The organism is Lacticaseibacillus camelliae DSM 22697 = JCM 13995 (assembly GCF_001436615.1).
GTDB classification, from domain to species: domain Bacteria; phylum Bacillota; class Bacilli; order Lactobacillales; family Lactobacillaceae; genus Lacticaseibacillus; species Lacticaseibacillus camelliae.
The window spans coordinates 1-19,377 of the sequence record NZ_AYZJ01000085.1 but is presented as its reverse complement, the minus strand read 5'-3'; the positions used below and the strand labels follow the sequence as shown (position 1 = coordinate 19,377).

Sequence of the window (19,377 nt, the reverse complement as noted above, 5' to 3'; positions counted from 1 at the left end):
GTTAGCGGTTACATTTAGCGGCGAGATTGGTATGATGGACTCAGGAGGCGATGCACATGTTCAAGGACACCAAGGCACTTGTGAACAAACTTGCAGATACCGCGTCAGAACCGTTGCACACGTTTGATAACACGATCAAAGAAAATCCTGATCTGGTGGTCCCGCTGGCTGTCATTCACGTGGTGCCGATCGCACTGATGATCATTGGCACCACCCAAGTGATCTTGGCCCACCAGAAGCTGAAGGCCGAAAAAGAACGGACCAAGCAGGCTAAGCTGCGCGCGATGATGCCGCACCACGGCCCACACTGCGGCCGGCACCACGGTCCCAAGCCACCGATGAAACTGATGGCGCATCACGAACTGCCAACTGAATAAGCCTGATAAAGCCGTCTTTGCGCTTGCAAGCGGCTTTTTTGGTGCCTGCGCGCAGTTAAATTGCCAAGTGGGCGGATTTGCGCGACAATAAATCTACTATTACAATTTTTGGGCGGAGGCACAGTATGGCAACTATTTACGTACGTAAAGGCACAGAGGCAGATATTCCGGCAATCATGGGGATCATCGATGACGCGCGGGCATTCCTGCATGCCCAGCACATCAACCAGTGGCAGGGCACGTACCCGGACCAGCCCGCGGTCGAAGCCGACATTCAAAAGGGGACCAACCGGCTGCTAATGGTCGATGACTTAGTGGCCGGCAATGCCAGCCTGCTGGAAGGACCCGACCCGTTCTACGGCAAAATTGATGGCGCCGGTTGGCAGGGCAATGCACCGTACATGATGATCCACCGCTTCGCTGTTTCGGCCAAGATTCGCGGTCAGCACCTCAGCAAGTTCTTCATGTCGAATCTCATCACCGAGGCTTACGGCAGGGGGTTCCGCGACCTGCGCATTGACACGCACGCGCAGAACCAGATCATGCAGCACGTCATTTTAGGCAACGGGTTTACTTACCGCGGCGTCGTGTACTTGGACGAACCCGTGCCGGAGCGCAACGCTTACCAGCTACTACTGCCGTAATAAGGAGGACATATGGGCTATTTGGGGACACTGGCGCTGATCCTGTTTGCCACGCTGATTTTAAGCCATTTTAGTCTACAGCTCGGGATCCCGGCGGTGATCGGCGAGCTGCTTGCCGGCATCCTGTTTGGCCCCGCGGTGCTCAACTGGATCCATCCCAGCACCATGATCAGCGAGTTCTCGGAAATCGGGGTGGTGCTGCTGATGTTCATCGCCGGCCTAGAAAGTGACCTCACGTTGCTGAAAAAGTATTTTCGGCCTGGGGTGCTGGTGGCGGTGATCGGCGTCATTGTCCCGGTCGTGACCATCTTCGTGTTTGCCGAGCTGTGGGGCTTCTCGTTTGTTGCCGCCGCTTTTCTGGGCATTACCTACGCCGCAACGTCGGTTTCGATTTCGGTGGAGGTGCTCAAGGAACTGGATGCCTTAGATAGCAAAAGCGGCGCCACAATTTTGGGCGCTGCGGTGGTCGACGACATCCTGACGGTGATCATTCTGAGCGTGGCCGTCAGCGTGTTCGGCACCGGCAACGCCAAGAGCACGGCCCCGTTGTGGCTGACGCTGCTGGAGGAAGTCGTTTACTTCGGGCTGATTTTCCTGGTGGTCAAGTGGCTGGCACCGTTTGTGATGCACCTCGCGGAGCGCCTGCTGCCCAGCTCGTCGGTGACGATTGGGTCACTGCTGTTGTGCTTGGGCATGGCCTACCTGGCGGATTTGTTCGGCCTGTCCGCGGTCATCGGCGCCTTTTTTGCCGGGGTCGCCGTCAGCGAAACCAAGTACCGCGCCGAGGTGGACAAGGCGCTTGAGTCCATCGGGTACGCCGTATTCATTCCCGTGTTCTTTGTTTCAATCGGCATGAACATGCGCCTGGACAGCATCGGCCGGGATTTCTGGTTCATTCTCATCATGACCGTGTTGGCGCTTTTGACCAAGTGGGTCGGCTGCGGCGCCGGGGCGAAGCTATCTGGGATGTCCTGGCACGAGGCCAATATCATTGGTGCGGGGATGGTCAGCAGGGGTGAGATGGCGCTGATTGTTGCCCAAATTGGCTTTGACGCAAATTTGCTGCACCGCGATTTTTATTCCAGCGTGATCATTGTCATCATTTTGACCACTCTGATTGCGCCATTCATGCTGAAAGATGCTTTGAACCGTCACCGTGCACAGGAGGAAAATGCTTGAAGACTCTGTTTTTTGACTTAGACGGCACCATTGCCGATTCTCAGGAAGGAATCATCAATAGTATTCATTACATGATTCAAAAACAGCACCTGCCGCTGCTTGATGACGACACTTACCGCCAGTTCATCGGCCCGTCGCTGGGCAGTAGCCTTAACAAATACTATCCGGCGCTGTCGGCGGCCGAGGTCGACCAAACGATTCAGTATTATCACGAGTTTTACCTGGCAAAAGGCATTTTTCAACAGACGCTTTACCCCGGGATTTTGGACGCCTTGGACCGGTTGCTGCACGCGGGGTACCAGTTGAATATTGCGTCGGCGAAGCCCGAACCGATGGTGACCCAAATTGCCGAGCGCTTTGGGCTGAACCGCTACTTTACTGGGCTGTACGGCGCCACGATGGACGAGCGGGAGCGCTCCTCCAAAACAGCGGTACTGGAATACGCACTACAGGAAAGTGGTGCGGACCGCCAGCAGTCGTTGATGATTGGCGACCGTGACACTGATATGATCGGTGGGGCCAACAACCACGTCAAAACGCTGGGGGTGACGTACGGCTTCGGCGATTTGGCCGAATTGCGTCAGGCCCACGCCACTGCTGTGATCGCTGCACCGGCCGAACTGCCTAGCGGGGTGGCCGCGCTTTTGTAACAGAATTGGGTTTGCGTCTGTCACATTGCGGGCAGGCGCTTTTTTGCGTTTTTGAGGCAAAAAATTGAATTTTGACCCAGTTATGCGACATTTTCATGACAATAAGACAAATTTACGATTAATCGTAACATTCCTGTGGCTTCCCTGTGACCTTAAGTCGTTAACATGGTAAATGTTGAATTGTTACTGGACGAACATATAGGAGTGAACAATTATCAAAAACTCACATTTAGCATGGCTCTTCACAACGGCAGCAGCACTAAGCACAGCAGTGGTCATGGGCCACGCCAATACCACTGATGCGGCTACCACCGATGAGTACGTGGTTAAAGCGGGTGACACCCTGTCTGCGATTGCCGCAGCCATCAACACAAACGCCGACAAGCTGGCTGTCGCCAATCAGTTGGCGAATAAGAACCTGATCCACGTCGGCCAGGTCCTGACTGTGACGAAGGCTCCAGCCAAGCCAGCCGCGCCTAAGACTTACACCGTTAAGGCCGGCGACACGCTGTCGGACATTGCGTCCAGCACTGGTGTTAGTCAGTCAAATCTGATCAGCTTCAACAACATTCAAAATCCTAACCTGCTGATTGTGGGCCAGGTCCTGAAGCTGACTGGGACCGCTGCTTCTTCAACCAGTGCCCCTGCCGCGAGAACAACCACGCAGGCGGCGCAACCGCAGCCTCGCACGGCCACGGTGTCAAAGACCTACAGCGCACCTCGCACCACGCCGCGGGCAACCAGTTATTCTAGCTCTGCCACTGGCAGTGAAGCCGCCGCTAAGGCCGCCATTGCCCAGCGTGAATCCGGTGGTTCATACGGCGCGCGCAACGGCCAGTATATTGGCAAGTATCAGCTCAGCAATTCATACCTGCACGGCGATTACTCTGCCGCAAATCAGGAACGCGTCGCTGATCAGTACGTGGCCAGCCGTTACGGCAGCTGGTCCAACGCCTTGGCGCACTCCAACGCGTACGGCTGGTACTAAGCTTAATTTGCCACTTAAGTTGACACCGAAACCGGTTATGGGTTTCGGTGTTTTTGCTGCCAAGATAAAAGACGCGATCCCAGCAGTTAGCGAGATCGCGTCTTTTGCGTTTAATGTTGCGTCTGATGAAGTTGATTCTCGGCGTCTTGCAGCATGGTGAGCAGCGCAAGCAGCTTATCCTCGCCGAGAATTTGGACCCACTGGTCGAAGGCCGCATTGGAGGCCTTGGTGGCCTCGGCCTCGATGCGCTTGCCAAGGGGCGTGAGCTGGAGAATGCGGCGCCTGTGGTCGTCCTTGGCAGTGGTTTGGGAGACGTAACCCAGGTCGCGCAGGACTCGGAGCTGCCGGGCAATTGCCGGTTTGGTCACCTTGCGCCGTTTGACGATGTCAGTTAGCGTCGTGGCCTCGTTGTTGGCAAGGTCGGTCATTATCTGGTATTGTTCAAACGATAGCTTAAAGTCTTCCAGCGGGCGGGAAAGATCCGCCTCAACGTGCTTGATCAGACCAAAGTAAATGTCGATGAAGCCGGCGCGTAACGCTTTTTCGTTCATGGGTTGGTGCCTCCTCCGTATCATTACCATAAGTCTAACGTAAATTGCATTGTTCGCCAACCATTATCGCTGGAAAATTTGATCGATTGGAGACCCATAATGAAACGCAAATGGACAATTCTCTTGAGCAGCCTCGGGATGGTCATTGTTGCTGCGATGGCCGGTGCGTCGCTATACTTCTACAACTATGCCTTTGTTCCCAGCCGCAAAACTTTTCTCAGTAACAAGACTGAGCCGGCAGTGGCGCAGGCACAGAACTGGCTGCACCGCATCAATAAGCAAACTTGGAGAGAAACGGCCGCTGGCTCGAACCTGCAACTGGTTGCCGACTGGGTCCCCGCAACACAGGCGACCGCCAAAACGATTGTCGTCGCCCATGGCTACATGAATACTAAGGAGGACATGGCGCGCCAGATCGAATTCTTTCATGAAGCGGGCTTCAACGTTCTGGCGCCGGATGACCGCGGCCATGGCCAGTCGCAAGGCAATTACATTGGGTATGGCTACGCGGACCGGCTGGACTACCTGAAGTGGATCAACCGGGTGATCCGGCGCGTGGGCCCCAACAGTCAAATCGGTTTTTACGGCGTCTCGATGGGTGGGGCAACGGTGATGTATCTGAGCGGTGAAAAATTGCCCAAGCAGGTGGTCGCCATTGTTGAGGACTGCGGTTACACCAGTATCATGGACGAGCTGGCGGCCCAGGGCCGGGAACTGTTTTCCCTGCCGCGCTACCCGTTGATTCCCGCGGTGGCGCTGACGGCAAGCGTTGGCCGGTACAACGTGTTTGCCGCCTCGACTATCGCCGCGCTGAACCACAACAGTCGGCCCATCTTTTTCATCCACGGGGCCAAGGACACCTTCGTGCCAACCAGCATGGTGCATCGTGAATACGCCGCCGATCATAGCGAGAAAAAGCTCTGGATCGTGCCCAAAGCCGGGCATGCCCAGAGTCTGAAAATGCAACCGCAGCGTTACCAGGCGCGCGTGGTGGGCTGGTTCAATGCTCACTGGCGTTAAGCGTCAGCCTGGGCGACTTTGACTAGGATGGCGTAAATGCGGCTGGCGTCTTTATCGGTGCCGCGCAGCTCGTAGTCGGCCAGGAACGGAACATTAAATTCCTTGCAGTATTCTTTGGCCGTCAGGCAGTACTGCTCGTTAAAGTTGCGATTGCCCGAGCCGATAATGCCGCGGCACCACGCGGCGTTGCCGGGTTCGCGCAGGTAGTCGCCCATCGCCGTGGTCATCAGCTCGTGAAAGCCGTTGTCAATCCCGTTGCCGCCGTCCAAGTACGTGGGGATCATCACAAAGTAAGGCGCCGTTTCGCCTTCGTTTTGGGTGGCGTCGGAGACCTCCTCCAAATGGATCAGTGGTTGTTCCGCGTTTGCCTGGTGCTGCGTTTTGGCGTATTCGGCAAGATGGTTGGCGAACGCTCTGGTATTGCCGGAAATGGAGATGTATAAGAGGTTGATCACAGTCAGGGCTCCTTTGTTAATTTCGCTATGCGTCTAATGTAACACGAATCGAACCCAACGGGTAGTGGCGGCGGACCACTGTGAACACTATATGTGGTCCGACATTGACCGGCCGACTTCGGTATAATGGTCGTGGAGGGACATTTATGGCACGAAATCGGTACACGGCGGTCAGTCGCGGCTGGCTGATGCTTTTTGGCTTAATCTACTGCGTGGTGCTCGTCATTTTTGGCGTGGGACTAGGGTTTGCGATGACGTTTGGCAACACGGATAAAATGATCCAGGCCGTCACCAACCGGCAGAGCTTGACCAACCTGCAGGAGACGATGAACAAAAGCGCCCTGAAACAGGCGGCCAAGGCCGGCGTTGATTTGCCCCAAACGACGCAGCTGATCGATCCGCAGGCGCTCAAGCACGGGCTGGAAACCGGGCTCGCCATCAGCGCCAACTTCGGCGACGTGCCGGCTCACAGCAAATGGGTCGACCCGGCGTACATTAACAAGGCTGACCCCAGCAACATGACCCTGGAGCCGCTGCTCAAGCCCCTGAACCAGCGGCTGGCGGTCGCGGCCAAGCACGTTGATCCTAAGTATTCCGGTGAGGTGCGCGTGTCCGTTGAAAAGGCCATCGCCGCGCACTACAACGAAATGATTCTCGACACGATGATGATGCACGGGGTCGGCATCGCGTACCCAATGATGGTGCTGATTTGTCAAACCGCGGCCATCGTCGGGGCAATTTTAGGAGTCATTGTCTTAACGGTGATGCGGATTTGTTCGCATTCCTGGGAGCGCTGGCTGCGCGTGACCGGCCGCCTGACTTACAGCATTGCCATCCTGGCCGGGCTGGGTGCGCTGGTCGCTTCAATTCCCGCGCTTGCGCAGTACATTCGCCTTGGTGGGATCAGTCAGATTGTCATCGAGCAGATTCAGGCGGCGGCCGCGCCGACCTGGCGCATCTTGGCAGGCGTGATATTGATCATCGGGATCGCGATGTCGATCGCGGCGGCAATCATGCGCATGACCGCCCGCCGGCGTGCAGAAGAAGTGGCAAAAAAATTAGAAAACGCTGTTGACACGATGAAAAAACGGGGCTAGTATGGCCCTAAAGTTGATTTCTACTATGTGCTTTGCGGAGAAGAGTAGTCATTGCGCGGCGATTTAGAGAACCCGGCCGGTGTAAAAGGGTGCGTCGCAAGTTGACGAAGATGAGCTCCAAATAGCTGCTTCACGGTTCACGCCGTGGGGCCGGGTGCAACCGTTACATTGCCGGGTATCAACAGGTATCTAGAGGCGAAGCTTTTTCGCAAACAAGGGTGGCACCGCGATCAATCGCCCCTTGGTCTAACTGAACGTTGGATCAAGGGGCGTTTTTTTGCGCGCGGTTAGAAATCAACTTGCGATGAAAGACTGTTGCAAAGGGGGAAACAAGATGAAGAAATGGGTCAGGCCTTTGCTGGTCCTAGCCGCCGGACTGACAGTGCTGCTAGCTGGTTGCGTTCAGCAGCACCACGCGCAAGCAACTGGCAGCGCAGACAAAGTGATCAAGGTGGGCTCAGTTGGATCAGATGTCGCGGCTTGGCAGCACATCGCCAAGAGTCAGGCGGCTAAGCAGTTAGGGTTAAAAATTCAAGTGCAGTCCTTCAGCGATGGGGTGCAGTTGAATCGCGCCACGCAGGAAGGTGAGATTGACGTCAATGCGTTCCAGTCGTGGGATTACTTCAAGAGTTTCAACCGGACCCAGGCCAAGGGTAAACGACTGGTCGCCTTAGGGACGACCTACATGGAGCCCACCGGGATCTATTCGCAAAAGATCAAGTCCCTGAAGGCGATTCCCCATGGCGCAACGGTCGGTATCGCGAACAACCCGGCAAACGAGTCGCGGCAGTTGTTACTGCTTCAACAGGCGGGATTGATCAAGCTCAAAAAAGGGTTCAACGCGCTTGGCACCATTAAAGACGTGACGAAAAATCCGTTGGGGTTGCAGTTCAAAGAAATCGACGATACGACTGGGCCACGCGTGATGAAGGACTTGGACTTGGTGCTGATCAATAACACCATTGCCTTCCAAGGCGGCTTGAATGTTCTGAAAGACTCGTTGTACCATGAGAAGGTTGACAAGACCACTAAGGGCAACGTCAATATTTTGGCCACCCGCGCCAGCCAAAAGGACAACAAGCAGTACCAGAAGTTAGTCACCTTGTTCCGCAAGCCAGCCATCCAGTCTTGGTTGAAGCAAAAGTTTGATGGCACCAAAGTTGAGGTCAAAGAACCGATCAGTGAGCTCGAGTGACTGTTCTAAAAATATTAGGAGGCATTATTTATGGCTAAAGTTGAAAGTTTCACGTTGGATCACACGAAGGTCAAGGCACCCTATGTCCGTTTGATTACTGAGGAGCACGGCCAAAAAGGCGACACAATTTCGAACTACGATTTGCGCCTCGTGCAGCCGAACACGGCCGCAATCGATACGGCGGGTCTGCACACCATCGAGCACCTGCTGGCCAGTCTGCTGCGCGACCGCATGGACGGCGTTATCGACTGCTCGCCGTTCGGCTGCCGCACCGGGTTCCATCTGATCACCTGGGGCGAGCACAGCACGACGGAAGTGGCCAAGGCCCTGAAGTCCAGTCTGGAAGCCATCGCGAACGACGTGACCTGGGACGATGTGCCAGGCACGACCATCAAGTCCTGCGGCAACTACAAGGATCACAGCCTCTTTTCCGCCAAGGAATGGGCGAAGCTGATCCTCAGCCGCGGCATCTCCGACGATCCGTTCGAGCGCCACGAAGTTTAACAGCCAGTTGTTATCGTGCAGACGTCACCGTTCGCGGTGGCGCCATTTTTTATCCCGGACTGTAAGCGCTTAATACTTTTTACGAAAATGAGCATATGATTAATTAATCGTAGTATAATGAGAAAAATTCTTAGTTTTTGGGGCACGCGGTCAGTGGGGGAAGTACGATGACACATTTGGTGGGGCTGGAATGGAAGAAGCAACCTTGGCAGCGGGGACTGGTCGGCCTGTTGCTGGATTTATTGGTGTTGTTTGTGTCGTTGCGGCAATGGCAGTCGGCGCCGCTCTTACTTCGTGATGCGAGCTGGCCTCAGCTTTCAGTTGGCGGTGGCATCGCAGTGCTGCTGACTTGGACCGTCGGAATCTTGGCCGTAGCCTGGTTATGGCTAAGCCTCGGTCAAAGGAGGCGGCTGCAATGAGCCGACAAATTCGCTTTGAGTGGCTGCGCGTGGTGCGCGACTGGGGCTGGCTGGGCTTCGCGCTCGTGTTCGCCTTACTTCTCATGTGGCCCAACACCGCGCGCCTGGCGCCAAGCAGTGGTTACGACGTGGAAGTGCCGGCACTCCAAGAACTGATGAAGGCGGATACCAAGCTGCAGAAGAAGGCACCGGACAAAGCCGATGCAAAAGGGGCCCGGCCGACTCAGGAGGACCTGCGCAAGGAGCAAGACCAGCTTTATGCGCTGACTTCGGCCATTGAGAACCAGGCGTCGCCATGGCGCCTCACTCAGCTGATGTACCGCCTGCGCCGGTCGATGGTGGCGCAGATCAAGGCCGGCCGGGTCTATGTCGACACCGGTGGCACACCGATAGACGTACTGCCGGCCCGAGAAGACTATGCGGTACTAAAAATCTTGATTGAACGCCATCAAGTTTTTATGCCGGCGGCCGCGACTAATCTGCCGGCTAGCCTGGCCCTTGCGCGCACGCTACAGCGCGGGGTGCCAGCACTTTGGCTGCTGCTGTTTATCGCGGTGTGGAGCAGTTACTATCTGATTTGGGATAAGCGCAGCCGCGTCGGTGAGGTCACGGCGCTGGTGCCAGTGCGGCAGGAAACGATCCTTTTGGCCAAGCAACTGGTTTATTGGTTTATCGCCGCTGTGACCACGATTGCCGTGTTCGCACTGGCGCTGGTGATTCCTGTGCTCACCAGTGGCTTTGGGGATGTGCGCTATCCGCTGGCCTTTGCCCCGGCGGGCCAAGCCGTCCAAGTGATGACGGCCGGCCGGTTTGTGCTACTGTTTTTGCTCAGCATTTTGGCGCTATTGGCCTTCATGGCGGCAGTGAACAGTTTGCTGCAGCAGTTCATCCGCAATTACTTTGTGGTGTTACTGCTGCTCGCGGGGTTGTGCGTTTTTGGCCCAACGCTTCAGCTTGGCCCCTGGGCGCCGTTCCCGTACCTGGACCCCGCAGCGACTCTGTTGCCTCAAGGGACCGTGGGGATTCTTGCCCCGGGCTGGGGGCCGCTGATCCTGGCCGGCTGGGCGGCAGTGCTGGGCGGTTTGAGCTTGATTGTTGCGACGCGGCGACAACGACTATAGAAGGAGAACGCGATGAAACAACAAAAATGGGAGTGGCTGCTCGCCCTAAAGCGGCCCACGATCTGGCTGATTCCGCTGGTGATGACGATGCTTTTCTTAATGCCGATGCTGCGCGGGTCGATGGTGGCCCGAGGCACTCCCGCTGCCATCCTGCGCGACGATGCCATCACCGTGATGGAATCGCGCGATTTAGCGACGATCCGGCGCGTGATTAAAGCCGGCCCCAAGGCGCCGCCCACGGTCATGAACTACCAGCAGGCCAAGAAGCTCTTGCCGTTGGCGGAAAAAGTGACCGCGGCGGTCAACGCGGGCGATCGGGTCGCCTATCCCAAGGCAGTGGCCGCCTTTTTCGCCGCTACTGACATGCGCGCCCCCAAGTACGAGTACCTTGCAGCGCATCACGTCCCGTTCTATGATTTTGTTGATACCCAGACGCCGTTCACCAATTATCTCCTGAACCAAGTGATGTATTTTGGTAACAGCACGTACATCGTGCTGGCGCTTGCGGTGCTGGTCGCCTTCTTGACCACCATGGGGCGCGGCAAACGTGACGAGTTCGCCGCCCTTCTGCCCATGCGCGCGAATCGGGTGCTGCTCAATCAGCAGGTGGTCATCGGCCTGACCACGTTTGGCATGGTGCTGCTGGCATTGATGCTGATGGCGGTGCCCGTCATCGCGCGGGGTGGGATGGGCTCGTGGCAGACCGCATTCTTCTCGGGCTCTGGGGTCGACTTTAAAGCTGATACGCGTGCCATCATCGTGCCGGTACTCAAGGCGCTGGCCTTCTACCTGCTGGGCCTGCTTGCGGTGAGCTTGATGCTGACGGGGCTGGCGCTGCTGCTCAAGCAGTGGCACGCCAATTTGATCACCACTGTGCTCGCCTTGGCCGCCGTGGTCATGCTGCCGAGCCGGACTGTCATGCAGTGGCTGCCGTCCCTTTCAGGGGTGTTGCAGGTTCTGCCTGGCAGTCACACCGACATCAGTTGGATGCTAATGGATAGTCAGGAGACCTATCCTGCCGGGCCATTCGGTGGCCAGGGCTTGTTGGGACTAACGGTGCTATTCGCCTGGGCGGCGGTCTTCCTGATTGCCGGCCACGTTGTCGTCTACCGGCGCCAGGCCGCGTGAAAGGAGTGAGTCTCTTGCTTGAAGTGAAAAACCTTTCCTTTAATTATGGTAAGCAGCCGATCCTCGATGACCTGAGCTTTACGATCGAGGCGGGCACCATCGTTGGCCTCGTGGCCCCGAACGGCACCGGGAAAAGCACTTTGTTGCGCAATGTGACCGGGTTGCTGCGTCCTAAGCACGGTACTGTCAGTCTGCTTGGCCACGATTCCTGGCACGACCGGCAGGAGTTTTTGAAGCACCTCTTTTTCCTAGAGGATTCCACTAGGCTATACGAGGGTCTCAATCCCAACGAGCTGTTTGGCTACGTGAAGGACGTGTGGGGCGGGCAGCTATCGGTCGACCGTGTCGTCAAGGTGCTGCGTATGGACAAGTACCGCAAGAAGCGGGTGGCCAGCATGTCGCTGGGCATGAAGCAGCATGTGCTGCTGGGGATGTACCTGATTTCCGGCGCCGACCTTCTGCTGTTTGACGAGCCACTGAACGGCCTAGATCCAACCAGCATCGAGCTGTTCACGCGCGTCTTTTCGCAACTGAAGGGGCAGGGTAAGAGCATCCTGATGTCCTCGCATCAGCTGGGTAACGTGACCACGATGGCCGATAGCGTGATGTTCCTGAAGGACGCTCACCTCCAGACCTTCCAGACGGCGGCCATCGATCTGCAGCAGAAGTACGATGAGCTCTTCGCCGTGGATGAGAAGCTGCTCGAACCTTAGAGTAAACAAAAAGCCCAGCGATTTTGCCGGGCTTTTATGATACTGAAATTAATTTTGTTCTTGGCTGCCGAGAAACTTATCCAGCGCAACCGCCACGCCATCATGCGCCAGGTCGACGGTGTGGAACTTGGTGGCGGCCTTCACCTGGTCGTTGGCGTTGCCCATGGCGATGCCGTAGTGCACGGTTTTTAACATTTCCAGGTCATTGGAGCCGTCGCCGAACGCCATGGTGCGCGCCAGCGGCTGGTTGAGCTCTCGGCACACGCGCATGATTGCCGTGGCCTTGTTGACGCCGTGAGCCGTGATTTCGATGTTGTCGATATTGGAACTTGAGGCATCCACATCGGGCAGGGCGTTCATCTCGACGCGAGCGCGGGCGATTTTTTCCAGGTCGGGGTCGATGGCGATGGCGTTGATAATCTTGCCACTGTTTGCCCGCAGCTGTTCGAGAGTGTCGATGGCCACGTATTTGTGGGGGTCTTCGCCGGCGATGCGGTTTTTGCCGTCAGCGGAGACGGCGGCAGGCAGTGGCGTTAAGTAAAGTACTTTTTCGAGCGTGAAAAAGTACTGCGGCAGTTGGTACTTCTTGGCGACTCGCCAAATCCCCTCCAGTGCATTAGTCGATAGGTGCTGGGCCTCGACCTTGCCGCCAATGCGCGTGACCGTGCCGTTGGAGCAGATAATGTCCAGGTCCGGACCGATGCGGTCGGCCATCATGGTGGCGGAAAACAGCGGCCGGCCGGAGGCGATGAAGAAGCGGTGCCCCTGCGCGCGGTATTTGGCGATGGTCTCGACAACGCGCTTGCTGGGATACTGGCTTTCGCCAACGAGCGTCCCATCGATATCCATGAAAACAGTGTAAGGTGACATGAGTGACCTTCCTTTAACAATTGTTGTGGGTACAAATCTAAGCGGTTTCATTATACTAAAGTCCAGTGCGATTGGCGCGGTTCAAACGCAATGCCACCGGTGCGAGCCAGGAAGAATCGCGCCGTGGGGCAATCGCATTCGTCCTCATTTTTTAAAGGCAAGGCGATACCAACCACGGAAACCCTTTTTTCACCTCGGTCTAGGTGTGCCAGCACCCTAGATTATTTTTGTGTTACAGGATGTTGTCGACGGATCCCACCAGGTAATTTAAAAACATTTGTGAGCGCATGGACAATCCGGTAGACGGGCGATGCGGATGTGGCAGTCGACGGGAATGCTTGTTATCGATTGCTGCGCCATCAATTGTGCCACATGATATTGTGAGACATTTCGCTTGAAAAATCACTGCTCAACATGCATTAATGAGTGAGTACTCACATTACATTGCCTGGAGGATAAGATGACGAAAGTTAAAATCGTGTACGCAAGTTTGACTGGTAATAATGAAGCCATTGCCGACTATTTAAAAACGCAATTGGAGGCACGGGGCGCTGACGTTGACGTCGAAGAAATGAGTCAGGCGCTGGCCGACGATTTAGCCGACTATGACGTCGCTGTGGTGGCGTCGTATACCTACTCTGGGGTGACCGATGGCGAATTGCCTGAAGAAGCCATGGATTTCTACGAAGACCTAGAGGAACTCGAACTGCCGGACCTCAAGTATGCGGTGTGCGGAAGCGGTGATTCAACTTATGACCAGTTCTGCACAGCCGTCGATCTATTTACCGCAGCGTTTGAACAAACCGGGGCCAAGCAGGTCGCGTCGTCAGTCAAAATCGATCTTGAGCCCGACGCGGCAGATTTTGCCCAACTTGATCAGGTCGTCAGTGCGATTGTTGCGCTGTAGTCACGGAAAATGAGGTAGTCGAATGCCAAAAGAGTCGTATGTTGCAGGGATCGACGTCGGGTCGACCACGGTCAAACTGGTCATCATGAATGCCCAGCACGAAACGATTTTTGCGCGGTACGAGCGCCATTACTCGGACGTCAAGGCGGCCAGTGCCCGTGTGCTGAAGGAAGCAATGACCGAGCTTGACCCGCAGACGGTGGTGCAGTGCACGATCACCGGTTCCGGCGGGATTGGGCTGGCGCATTTGCTGCAGCTGAAGTTTATCCAAGAGGTCATCGCCTGCACCAAGACGGTAGAAACGTTGATCCCGGAAACCGATGTGGCCATTGAACTGGGCGGCGAAGACGCGAAAATCACGTTCTTTGGCGCCAGCTTGGAACAGCGGATGAATGGCTCATGCGCCGGCGGTACCGGTGCGTTCATTGACCAAATGGCGACGCTGCTGAAAACCGACGCCAATGGTCTGAACGACATGGCCAAGGACGCGACCAAAATCTACCCGATCGCCAGCCGCTGCGGGGTGTTTGCCAAAACCGACGTGCAGCCGCTGATCAACGACGGCGCGGCGAAGGCCGACATCGCGGCCAGCATTTTTCAGGCAGTGGTCAACCAAACCATTTCCGGGTTGGCGGCGGGCCATAAAATCCGCGGCCACGTGGCGTTTCTTGGCGGGCCGCTGTACTTCATGGACCAGCTGCGGGTGCGCTTCATTGAGACGCTGAACCTGACGCCGGACGAAGTCATTTTTCCCGCCGATCCCCAGCTGTTTGTGGCGAAAGGCGCGGCACTGTACGCCAATGACCAACCGCAGGTCACGCTGGCGACGTTATTAGACCGCCTCGAAAATGGGGATGACTCGGCGATGAAGCCGGCGCATTCCCTGCCGCCGCTGTTTAAAGACGACCAAGAGCTGGCGGCGTTCCGCAAGCGTCACGCCAAGGCTCAAGTGGCCACGCGTGATTTGGCCAGCTATCGCGGCACCGCGTTTCTTGGGATTGACGCGGGTTCGACGACCACCAAGGTGGCGCTGATTTCCGAAGACGACAAGCTGCTTTACACCTATTACGACTCCAATGACGGCGATCCGCTGGCGAAAACCAAGCAAATTATGCGCGATATGACCGCAAAACTCCCGGCCGGGGTCACCATTGGCAAGGTCGCCGTGACTGGGTACGGCGAGCATTTGATCAAAAACGCGTTGAATGTGGACATCGGTGAGGTGGAAACCGTCGCCCACTACAAGGCCGCGCGGTATTTTGAGCCGGATGTCGATTTTATCCTCGACATCGGCGGTCAGGACATGAAGGCGATGACCGTCAGTCATGAGGCTCTTTCAACGATTAAGTTGAACGAGGCCTGCTCCAGCGGCTGCGGGTCGTTTTTAGAGACTTTTGCGACGAGTTTGAACTACGACATTCGCGACTTTGCCCAGGCGGCACTGCTGGCCAAGCACCCGAGCGACCTGGGTAGTCGCTGCACGGTCTTCATGAACTCGAAGGTCAAGCAGGTGCAAAAAGAAGGCGCGACGATCGGTGACATTGCCGCCGGCCTGAGCATGTCGATTATCAAAAACGCCCTGTTTAAGGTCATTAAAATGCGGCGCGTCGAGGACATGGGGCAGCACATTGTTTGCCAAGGCGGTACTTTTTACAACGAGGCGGTGCTGCGCGCGTTTGAGCAGATCGCCGGCGTTGAGGTGGTGCGGCCGAACATTGCCGGACTGATGGGTGCGTACGGGGTGGCCCTGATTGCCCAAGAAAATTACCAGGCCGGCGATCAGACCACGATGCTGGACGTTGCCGCCATGGATGACCTCAGTTTCAACAAGGAATACATGCACTGCGGCGGCTGTGAGAACAATTGCGCGCTGACCATTACCGTGTTTAACGACGGCCGCCGGTTTGTCACCGGCAACCGGTGCGAGCGCGGCGAGGCGCGCGGGCTTAAGCTGCGCGTGCCGAAGTCCAACGGTAAGGTCAACCTGGTGCAGGAAAAGTATCAGCGCCTGTTTGCGTACCGGCCGCTGCGCCGCAAGCTGGCGACTCGCGGCACGCTGGGGATGCCGCGGGTGTTGAACATGTACGAGAACTACCCGCTGTGGCAGACCTTTTTCACCAAGCTTGGCATCCGGGCGGAATTGTCGCCCAAGGGTAGCCAGAAGCAGTACGAAAAAGGCATGGAAACCATTCCCAGCGACACGGTGTGCTACCCGGCCAAGCAGGTGCATGGGCACATTCAGGCGCTGATCGATCGCGGCTGCAAGCGGATCTTCTACCCGGCCGTGGTTTACGAAGTGAACGAGGATAAAACCGCCCAGAATCATTTTAACTGCCCGATTGTCCAGTCTTACCCGGCGGTGATCGCCAATAACGTGGACGAAATCGTGAACGGCAGTGTCGATTACCGTTCGCCTTATTTGAACCTAGCCGATCGTAAGGGAACCGCGAAGAATCTATACGAGTGCTTCAAGGACCTCGGCGTCACCAAGGCGGAAGTTGCAGAGGCACTGGATGCAGGGTTTGCCGAACTTGAACACTTCAAACAGGTGACGCGAGACCGCGGCGAAGACACCCTGCGCATGATTCAGGAAACCGGCGAACACGGCATCGTGCTGGCAGGGCGCCCTTATCACTTGGATCCGGAAGTCAATCACGGCATTTCGCAGCTGATGACGGCCGAAGGGTTCCATGTGCTGACGGAAGATTCGATCGCGCACCTCGGCGATGTGAAGGGTTTGCGAGTGGTCAACCAGTGGATGTACCACTCACGCCTATACGCCGCGGCGGAAATCGCGGCGAAATTCCCCCAGCTGGAGTTCGTGCAACTGAATTCCTTCGGGTGCGGCATTGATGCCATCGACAGCGATCAAATCGAAGAAATCATGACCCAGCATAACCGCCTCTACACTTGCCTGAAAATCGATGAAGGCACTAACATGGGTGCGATTCGGATTCGTCTGCGCTCCCTGAAGGCGGCGGTGCGTGAGCGCGAAACGCGGCGCATTCGCCCACAGGTGCTGGCAGAAGCACCGGCGCCGGTCAACTACACCCCGCAGATGCAACAGCAGGGCTACACGCTGCTGCTGCCGATGATGTCACCGATTCATCAGCAGGGGCTGGTGGATGTCGCCTTGCAGGCGTCAGGCTACAACGTGGTGAACCTGCCTGCAGATGACCGTGCCGCCGTTGACGTCGGCCAGCGCTTCGTCAACAACGATGCCTGCTATCCGGCCATCATTTCGATTGGGCAAATGCTGGAGGCGCTGCAAAGCGGTAAGTATGACCTGAACAAAACTGCCGTGATGATGACGCAAACCGGCGGCGGGTGTCGCGCGACGAACTACATTCCGCTGATTCGCAAGGCGCTGGCGGACGCCGGCTTCCCGCAAATTCCGGTGGTGTCACTGTCGCTGGGCAACCAAGGGGTCGAAGAAACTCCAGGCTTCAGCTTCACTCTGCCACTGCTGAAACGGGTGGCGATTGCCTTTTTGTACGGGGACCTGTTTGAGCGCGTGGTGTACCGCACGCGGCCGTATGAAAAAGTGCCTGGAACGATCGACCACATGCACGCCGGCTGGCTGAAGCTGGTGCGGCCGTCGATCGAAGCGGGGAATTTCAAGGCGTTCAAGCACAACGTGGCCGAAATCGTGCGTGATTTTGACACCGTGCCGCTCAAGGCAGGGCGTAAGCCGCGCGTGGGGGTTGTCGGCGAGATTCTGGTCAAGTACTCGCCCATCGCGAATAACGACGTGGTCCACCTGCTGGAACGTGAAGGCGCGGAAGTCGTCGTGCCGGACATCGTCGGTTTCATGAATTACTCGCTGTACAACCAGCTGTACCGTTATGATCACCTGGGGGCCAGCGCAAAAGCAAAATGGTTCGCCAAGTTTGCCATGCAGCTGATCGACTGGTGCGAAAAGCCGCTGCAGCAGGCCTTGACCGCCTCTGAACGGTTTGACGGCATCGAGGCCATTGATGCCATCGCCGATGACGCTAGCAAGGTGCTCAGTCTGGGCAACCAAACGGGTGAAGGGTGGTTCCTGACTGGCGAGATGATCGAGCTGCTCAAGCACGGCACGCCCAACATTATCTGTATGCAGCCGTTTGGGTGCCTGCCGAACCACGTGGTCGGCAAGGGCATGGTCAAGGAGCTGCGGCGCCGTTTTCCTGGCGCCAACATTGCCCCGATCGATTACGATCCTGGCACCAGCGTTGTGAACCAGCTCAACCGCATCCGCCTCATGCTGGCCACTGCCAAGAAGCAGGCGCTGGCTCAGGCGCAGTAGGAGGAATCATGACAGAACAAGAAATCGTGGCCCCGTGCAGCGTTGCGAGTACTGTTGGCGAGTTATCGGCAAAACAGCAGGCAGTGCTTCAGGCCAGCCTCACCTTGTTTGCCCAAAAGGGGTTTGCCAACACCACGACCTTAGACATTGCGCGCGCCGCGCATGTTGCCGAAGGCACGGTCCTGAAACGGTTCAAGACGAAGGAAGGCATTCTGCGAGTGATTCTGACGCCGCTGGAAGCGCAGATTTTGCCACAGGCGACCGATGCGTTTTTGACGGATCTCGCGACACACACCGAGTTATCGTTTGCCGAGTTGCTCTCCTACGCCGTGGCAAACCGCCTGAGCTTTGCGATGGCAAACCGTGAGGCGCTGCGGGTGATGGGGCAGGAAATCAGCAAGCACCCGGAAATTCTCACGCGGCTGACGGCACGGTTGCAGGATCTGATCGAGCAGCGCCTGGATGCGATCCTGAATCATTTTCGCCAGAGCGGCGAGTTGAACGATTGGCCGACGATGCGGATCGTGCGCAGCGTCTCCGGTCTGGCGCTGGGCTATGTCATGCCGAATATCATGCTGTCTGAGGAGTCACTGGATGTGGAGCAAACCACGGCAGAAATTGTTGCGACGCTACTGCCGGCATTCACCGGCGGCCAGGCGTAACCGTAGACAAAAAAATCTCGCGCCGTTTGGATGCGGCTGCGATAATCCCTTTGTGGTTGTCAGATGAAATATCATAATTCATCTGACAATCATGGAGGGATATTTGTATGCCTAGATCAAGGTACACAGCAGAGGAGAAGTTAGCTCTTCTGGACGATTCCAGACAGTCAGGTCTTGGAGCCACGACATTTGAGCGTCAACACAGTCTGGGTCATTGCCTGCTAGCTCGATGGCAGAAGCGATATGAGCGTGATGGTCTTGAAGGCCTCAGTGAAGCTAGGAAGAATAAGCACTATACATCATCGCTCAAACTGGCAGCGGTGTTGGCTTATCAAGCTGGTGAAGGTACGTTGACTGAACTGACCATGCGTTTCGGTCTTCGCTCGTCGGCACAACTCCGCAGATGGCTTTCCAAGTATAATGAGGACAAGACTTTGACGGCATCGCCGTTCAGAAAGCAGGTCCCCACTATGAGTCGGAAAACAACATTCGAAGAGCGAATTGAAGTGGTCAGTATGTGACTAAGTATAAGCACTCCTACAGCGAAGCTGCGGAGCATTTCCAGGTCTCCTACCAGCAGGCTCGTTCCTGGGTACTCAAGGCCAAAGA

At 56.4% G+C, this 19,377-nt stretch carries 21 protein-coding genes; 18 read left to right on the top strand and 3 right to left on the bottom strand.

Annotation, left to right across the window (positions count from 1 at the left end; all coding sequences use genetic code 11):
* Window positions 1–56 precede the first annotated feature (56 nt).
* The 5 genes from FC75_RS11265 (at window position 57) to apf (ending at window position 3,838) form a co-directional block, all read left to right on the top strand.
* Window positions 57–377: a hypothetical protein gene (locus tag FC75_RS11265; RefSeq protein ID WP_054662904.1), complete on the top strand. Its 321-nt coding sequence runs from the start codon at window positions 57–59 to the stop codon at window positions 375–377.
* 125 nt (window positions 378–502) lie between these two features.
* A complete protein-coding gene (locus FC75_RS11260) occupies window positions 503–1,021 on the top strand; it encodes a GNAT family N-acetyltransferase (RefSeq protein WP_054662907.1) in 519 nt (172 codons plus the stop codon).
* 12 nt (window positions 1,022–1,033) lie between these two features.
* Entirely contained in the window at window positions 1,034–2,200 is a 1,167-nt protein-coding gene (locus FC75_RS11255) for a cation:proton antiporter (protein WP_056989938.1), read from the top strand.
* Entirely contained in the window at window positions 2,197–2,850 is a 654-nt protein-coding gene (locus FC75_RS11250) for an HAD hydrolase-like protein (protein WP_056989937.1), read from the top strand. Before FC75_RS11255 ends, FC75_RS11250 begins: the two co-directional genes overlap by 4 nt.
* Window positions 2,851–3,127: 277 nt before the next feature.
* A complete protein-coding gene (gene apf / locus FC75_RS11245) occupies window positions 3,128–3,838 on the top strand; it encodes an aggregation-promoting factor (protein ID WP_054662910.1) in 711 nt (236 codons plus the stop codon).
* Window positions 3,839–3,948: 110 nt separating this feature from the next.
* Here the strand turns inward: apf and FC75_RS11240 are convergent, their stop codons facing one another.
* A complete protein-coding gene (locus FC75_RS11240) occupies window positions 3,949–4,389 on the bottom strand; it encodes a MarR family winged helix-turn-helix transcriptional regulator (protein WP_054662913.1) in 441 nt (146 codons plus the stop codon).
* A gap of 99 nt (window positions 4,390–4,488) precedes the next feature.
* Between FC75_RS11240 and FC75_RS11235 the strand changes: the two genes are divergently transcribed.
* On the top strand, window positions 4,489–5,409 hold the full coding sequence (locus FC75_RS11235; RefSeq protein ID WP_056989936.1) for an alpha/beta hydrolase: 921 nt from the start codon (window positions 4,489–4,491) through the stop codon (window positions 5,407–5,409).
* Here FC75_RS11235 and nrdI read toward each other — a convergent pair.
* Entirely contained in the window at window positions 5,406–5,870 is a 465-nt protein-coding gene (gene nrdI / locus FC75_RS11230; protein WP_054662916.1) for a class Ib ribonucleoside-diphosphate reductase assembly flavoprotein NrdI, read from the bottom strand. The two genes, FC75_RS11235 and nrdI, sit on opposite strands and share 4 nt — an antisense overlap.
* Window positions 5,871–6,010: 140 nt before the next feature.
* Between nrdI and FC75_RS11225 the strand changes: the two genes are divergently transcribed.
* From FC75_RS11225 to FC75_RS11195, 7 genes are all read left to right on the top strand, one after another.
* Window positions 6,011–6,961 (top strand): hypothetical protein, encoded by a 951-nt coding sequence (locus FC75_RS11225; protein WP_056989935.1) that lies wholly within the window; start codon window positions 6,011–6,013, stop codon window positions 6,959–6,961.
* 334 nt (window positions 6,962–7,295) lie between these two features.
* On the top strand, window positions 7,296–8,156 hold the full coding sequence (locus FC75_RS11220) for a MetQ/NlpA family ABC transporter substrate-binding protein (protein ID WP_056989934.1): 861 nt from the start codon (window positions 7,296–7,298) through the stop codon (window positions 8,154–8,156).
* A gap of 30 nt (window positions 8,157–8,186) precedes the next feature.
* Window positions 8,187–8,660: an S-ribosylhomocysteine lyase gene (locus FC75_RS11215; protein ID WP_054662922.1), complete on the top strand. Its 474-nt coding sequence runs from the start codon at window positions 8,187–8,189 to the stop codon at window positions 8,658–8,660.
* A 167-nt stretch (window positions 8,661–8,827) separates the two neighbouring features.
* Complete coding sequence (locus tag FC75_RS11210) at window positions 8,828–9,079, top strand: hypothetical protein (protein WP_054662925.1); 252 nt, start codon at window positions 8,828–8,830, stop codon at window positions 9,077–9,079.
* Window positions 9,076–10,200 carry an ABC transporter permease gene (locus FC75_RS11205; RefSeq protein WP_056989933.1) on the top strand — a complete coding sequence of 375 codons (1,125 nt, stop codon included), beginning with the start codon at window positions 9,076–9,078 and terminating at the stop codon, window positions 10,198–10,200. The genes FC75_RS11210 and FC75_RS11205 overlap by 4 nt, the downstream gene beginning before the upstream one ends.
* A gap of 12 nt (window positions 10,201–10,212) precedes the next feature.
* Window positions 10,213–11,328 carry a hypothetical protein gene (locus tag FC75_RS11200; RefSeq protein WP_056989932.1) on the top strand — a complete coding sequence of 372 codons (1,116 nt, stop codon included), beginning with the start codon at window positions 10,213–10,215 and terminating at the stop codon, window positions 11,326–11,328.
* A gap of 23 nt (window positions 11,329–11,351) precedes the next feature.
* Window positions 11,352–12,041 (top strand): ABC transporter ATP-binding protein, encoded by a 690-nt coding sequence (locus tag FC75_RS11195; RefSeq protein WP_225350712.1) that lies wholly within the window; start codon window positions 11,352–11,354, stop codon window positions 12,039–12,041.
* 48 nt (window positions 12,042–12,089) lie between these two features.
* Here the strand turns inward: FC75_RS11195 and FC75_RS11190 are convergent, their stop codons facing one another.
* Window positions 12,090–12,911, bottom strand: a complete 822-nt coding sequence (locus tag FC75_RS11190) for a Cof-type HAD-IIB family hydrolase (RefSeq protein WP_056989931.1) — start codon at window positions 12,909–12,911, stop codon at window positions 12,090–12,092.
* Between the two features lie 460 nt (window positions 12,912–13,371).
* Between FC75_RS11190 and FC75_RS11185 the strand changes: the two genes are divergently transcribed.
* The 5 genes from FC75_RS11185 to FC75_RS13260 form a co-directional block, all read left to right on the top strand.
* Window positions 13,372–13,818 (top strand): flavodoxin, encoded by a 447-nt coding sequence (locus FC75_RS11185; protein WP_056989930.1) that lies wholly within the window; start codon window positions 13,372–13,374, stop codon window positions 13,816–13,818.
* Window positions 13,819–13,840: 22 nt separating this feature from the next.
* The gene (locus tag FC75_RS11180) at window positions 13,841–18,106 is read left to right on the top strand and encodes a 2-hydroxyacyl-CoA dehydratase (RefSeq protein WP_056989929.1); all 4,266 of its coding nucleotides are present in this window, start codon (window positions 13,841–13,843) and stop codon (window positions 18,104–18,106) included.
* 8 nt (window positions 18,107–18,114) lie between these two features.
* Entirely contained in the window at window positions 18,115–18,768 is a 654-nt protein-coding gene (locus tag FC75_RS11175) for a TetR/AcrR family transcriptional regulator (protein WP_054662939.1), read from the top strand.
* A 107-nt stretch (window positions 18,769–18,875) separates the two neighbouring features.
* On the top strand, window positions 18,876–19,289 hold the full coding sequence (locus FC75_RS12745) for a helix-turn-helix domain-containing protein (protein WP_156403621.1): 414 nt from the start codon (window positions 18,876–18,878) through the stop codon (window positions 19,287–19,289).
* On the top strand, window positions 19,286–19,377 hold a 92-nt coding region (locus tag FC75_RS13260), incomplete at its 3' end, for a helix-turn-helix domain-containing protein (protein WP_420843325.1). The genes FC75_RS12745 and FC75_RS13260, both read left to right, overlap by 4 nt.

Excerpts from the sequence above, each read along its gene's own strand:
- FC75_RS11185 (WP_056989930.1), top strand. The coding sequence starts at position 13,372 with ATGACGAAAGTTAAAATCGTGTACGCAAGTTTGACTGGTAATAATGAA.
- FC75_RS11200 (WP_056989932.1), top strand. The coding sequence starts at position 10,213 with ATGAAACAACAAAAATGGGAGTGGCTGCTCGCCCTAAAGCGGCCCACG.
- FC75_RS11235 (WP_056989936.1), top strand. The coding sequence starts at position 4,489 with ATGAAACGCAAATGGACAATTCTCTTGAGCAGCCTCGGGATGGTCATT.
- apf (WP_054662910.1), top strand. The coding sequence starts at position 3,128 with ATGGGCCACGCCAATACCACTGATGCGGCTACCACCGATGAGTACGTG.
- FC75_RS11180 (WP_056989929.1), top strand. The coding sequence starts at position 13,841 with ATGCCAAAAGAGTCGTATGTTGCAGGGATCGACGTCGGGTCGACCACG.
- FC75_RS12745 (WP_156403621.1), top strand. The coding sequence starts at position 18,876 with ATGCCTAGATCAAGGTACACAGCAGAGGAGAAGTTAGCTCTTCTGGAC.
- FC75_RS11175 (WP_054662939.1), top strand. The coding sequence starts at position 18,115 with ATGACAGAACAAGAAATCGTGGCCCCGTGCAGCGTTGCGAGTACTGTT.
- FC75_RS11265 (WP_054662904.1), top strand. The coding sequence starts at position 57 with ATGTTCAAGGACACCAAGGCACTTGTGAACAAACTTGCAGATACCGCG.
- FC75_RS11240 (WP_054662913.1), bottom strand. The coding sequence starts at position 4,389 with ATGAACGAAAAAGCGTTACGCGCCGGCTTCATCGACATTTACTTTGGT.
- FC75_RS11225 (WP_056989935.1), top strand. The coding sequence starts at position 6,011 with ATGGCACGAAATCGGTACACGGCGGTCAGTCGCGGCTGGCTGATGCTT.
- FC75_RS11220 (WP_056989934.1), top strand. The coding sequence starts at position 7,296 with ATGAAGAAATGGGTCAGGCCTTTGCTGGTCCTAGCCGCCGGACTGACA.
- FC75_RS11205 (WP_056989933.1), top strand. The coding sequence starts at position 9,076 with ATGAGCCGACAAATTCGCTTTGAGTGGCTGCGCGTGGTGCGCGACTGG.
- FC75_RS11255 (WP_056989938.1), top strand. The coding sequence starts at position 1,034 with ATGGGCTATTTGGGGACACTGGCGCTGATCCTGTTTGCCACGCTGATT.
- FC75_RS11260 (WP_054662907.1), top strand. The coding sequence starts at position 503 with ATGGCAACTATTTACGTACGTAAAGGCACAGAGGCAGATATTCCGGCA.
- FC75_RS11210 (WP_054662925.1), top strand. The coding sequence starts at position 8,828 with ATGACACATTTGGTGGGGCTGGAATGGAAGAAGCAACCTTGGCAGCGG.
- FC75_RS11190 (WP_056989931.1), bottom strand. The coding sequence starts at position 12,911 with ATGTCACCTTACACTGTTTTCATGGATATCGATGGGACGCTCGTTGGC.
- FC75_RS11215 (WP_054662922.1), top strand. The coding sequence starts at position 8,187 with ATGGCTAAAGTTGAAAGTTTCACGTTGGATCACACGAAGGTCAAGGCA.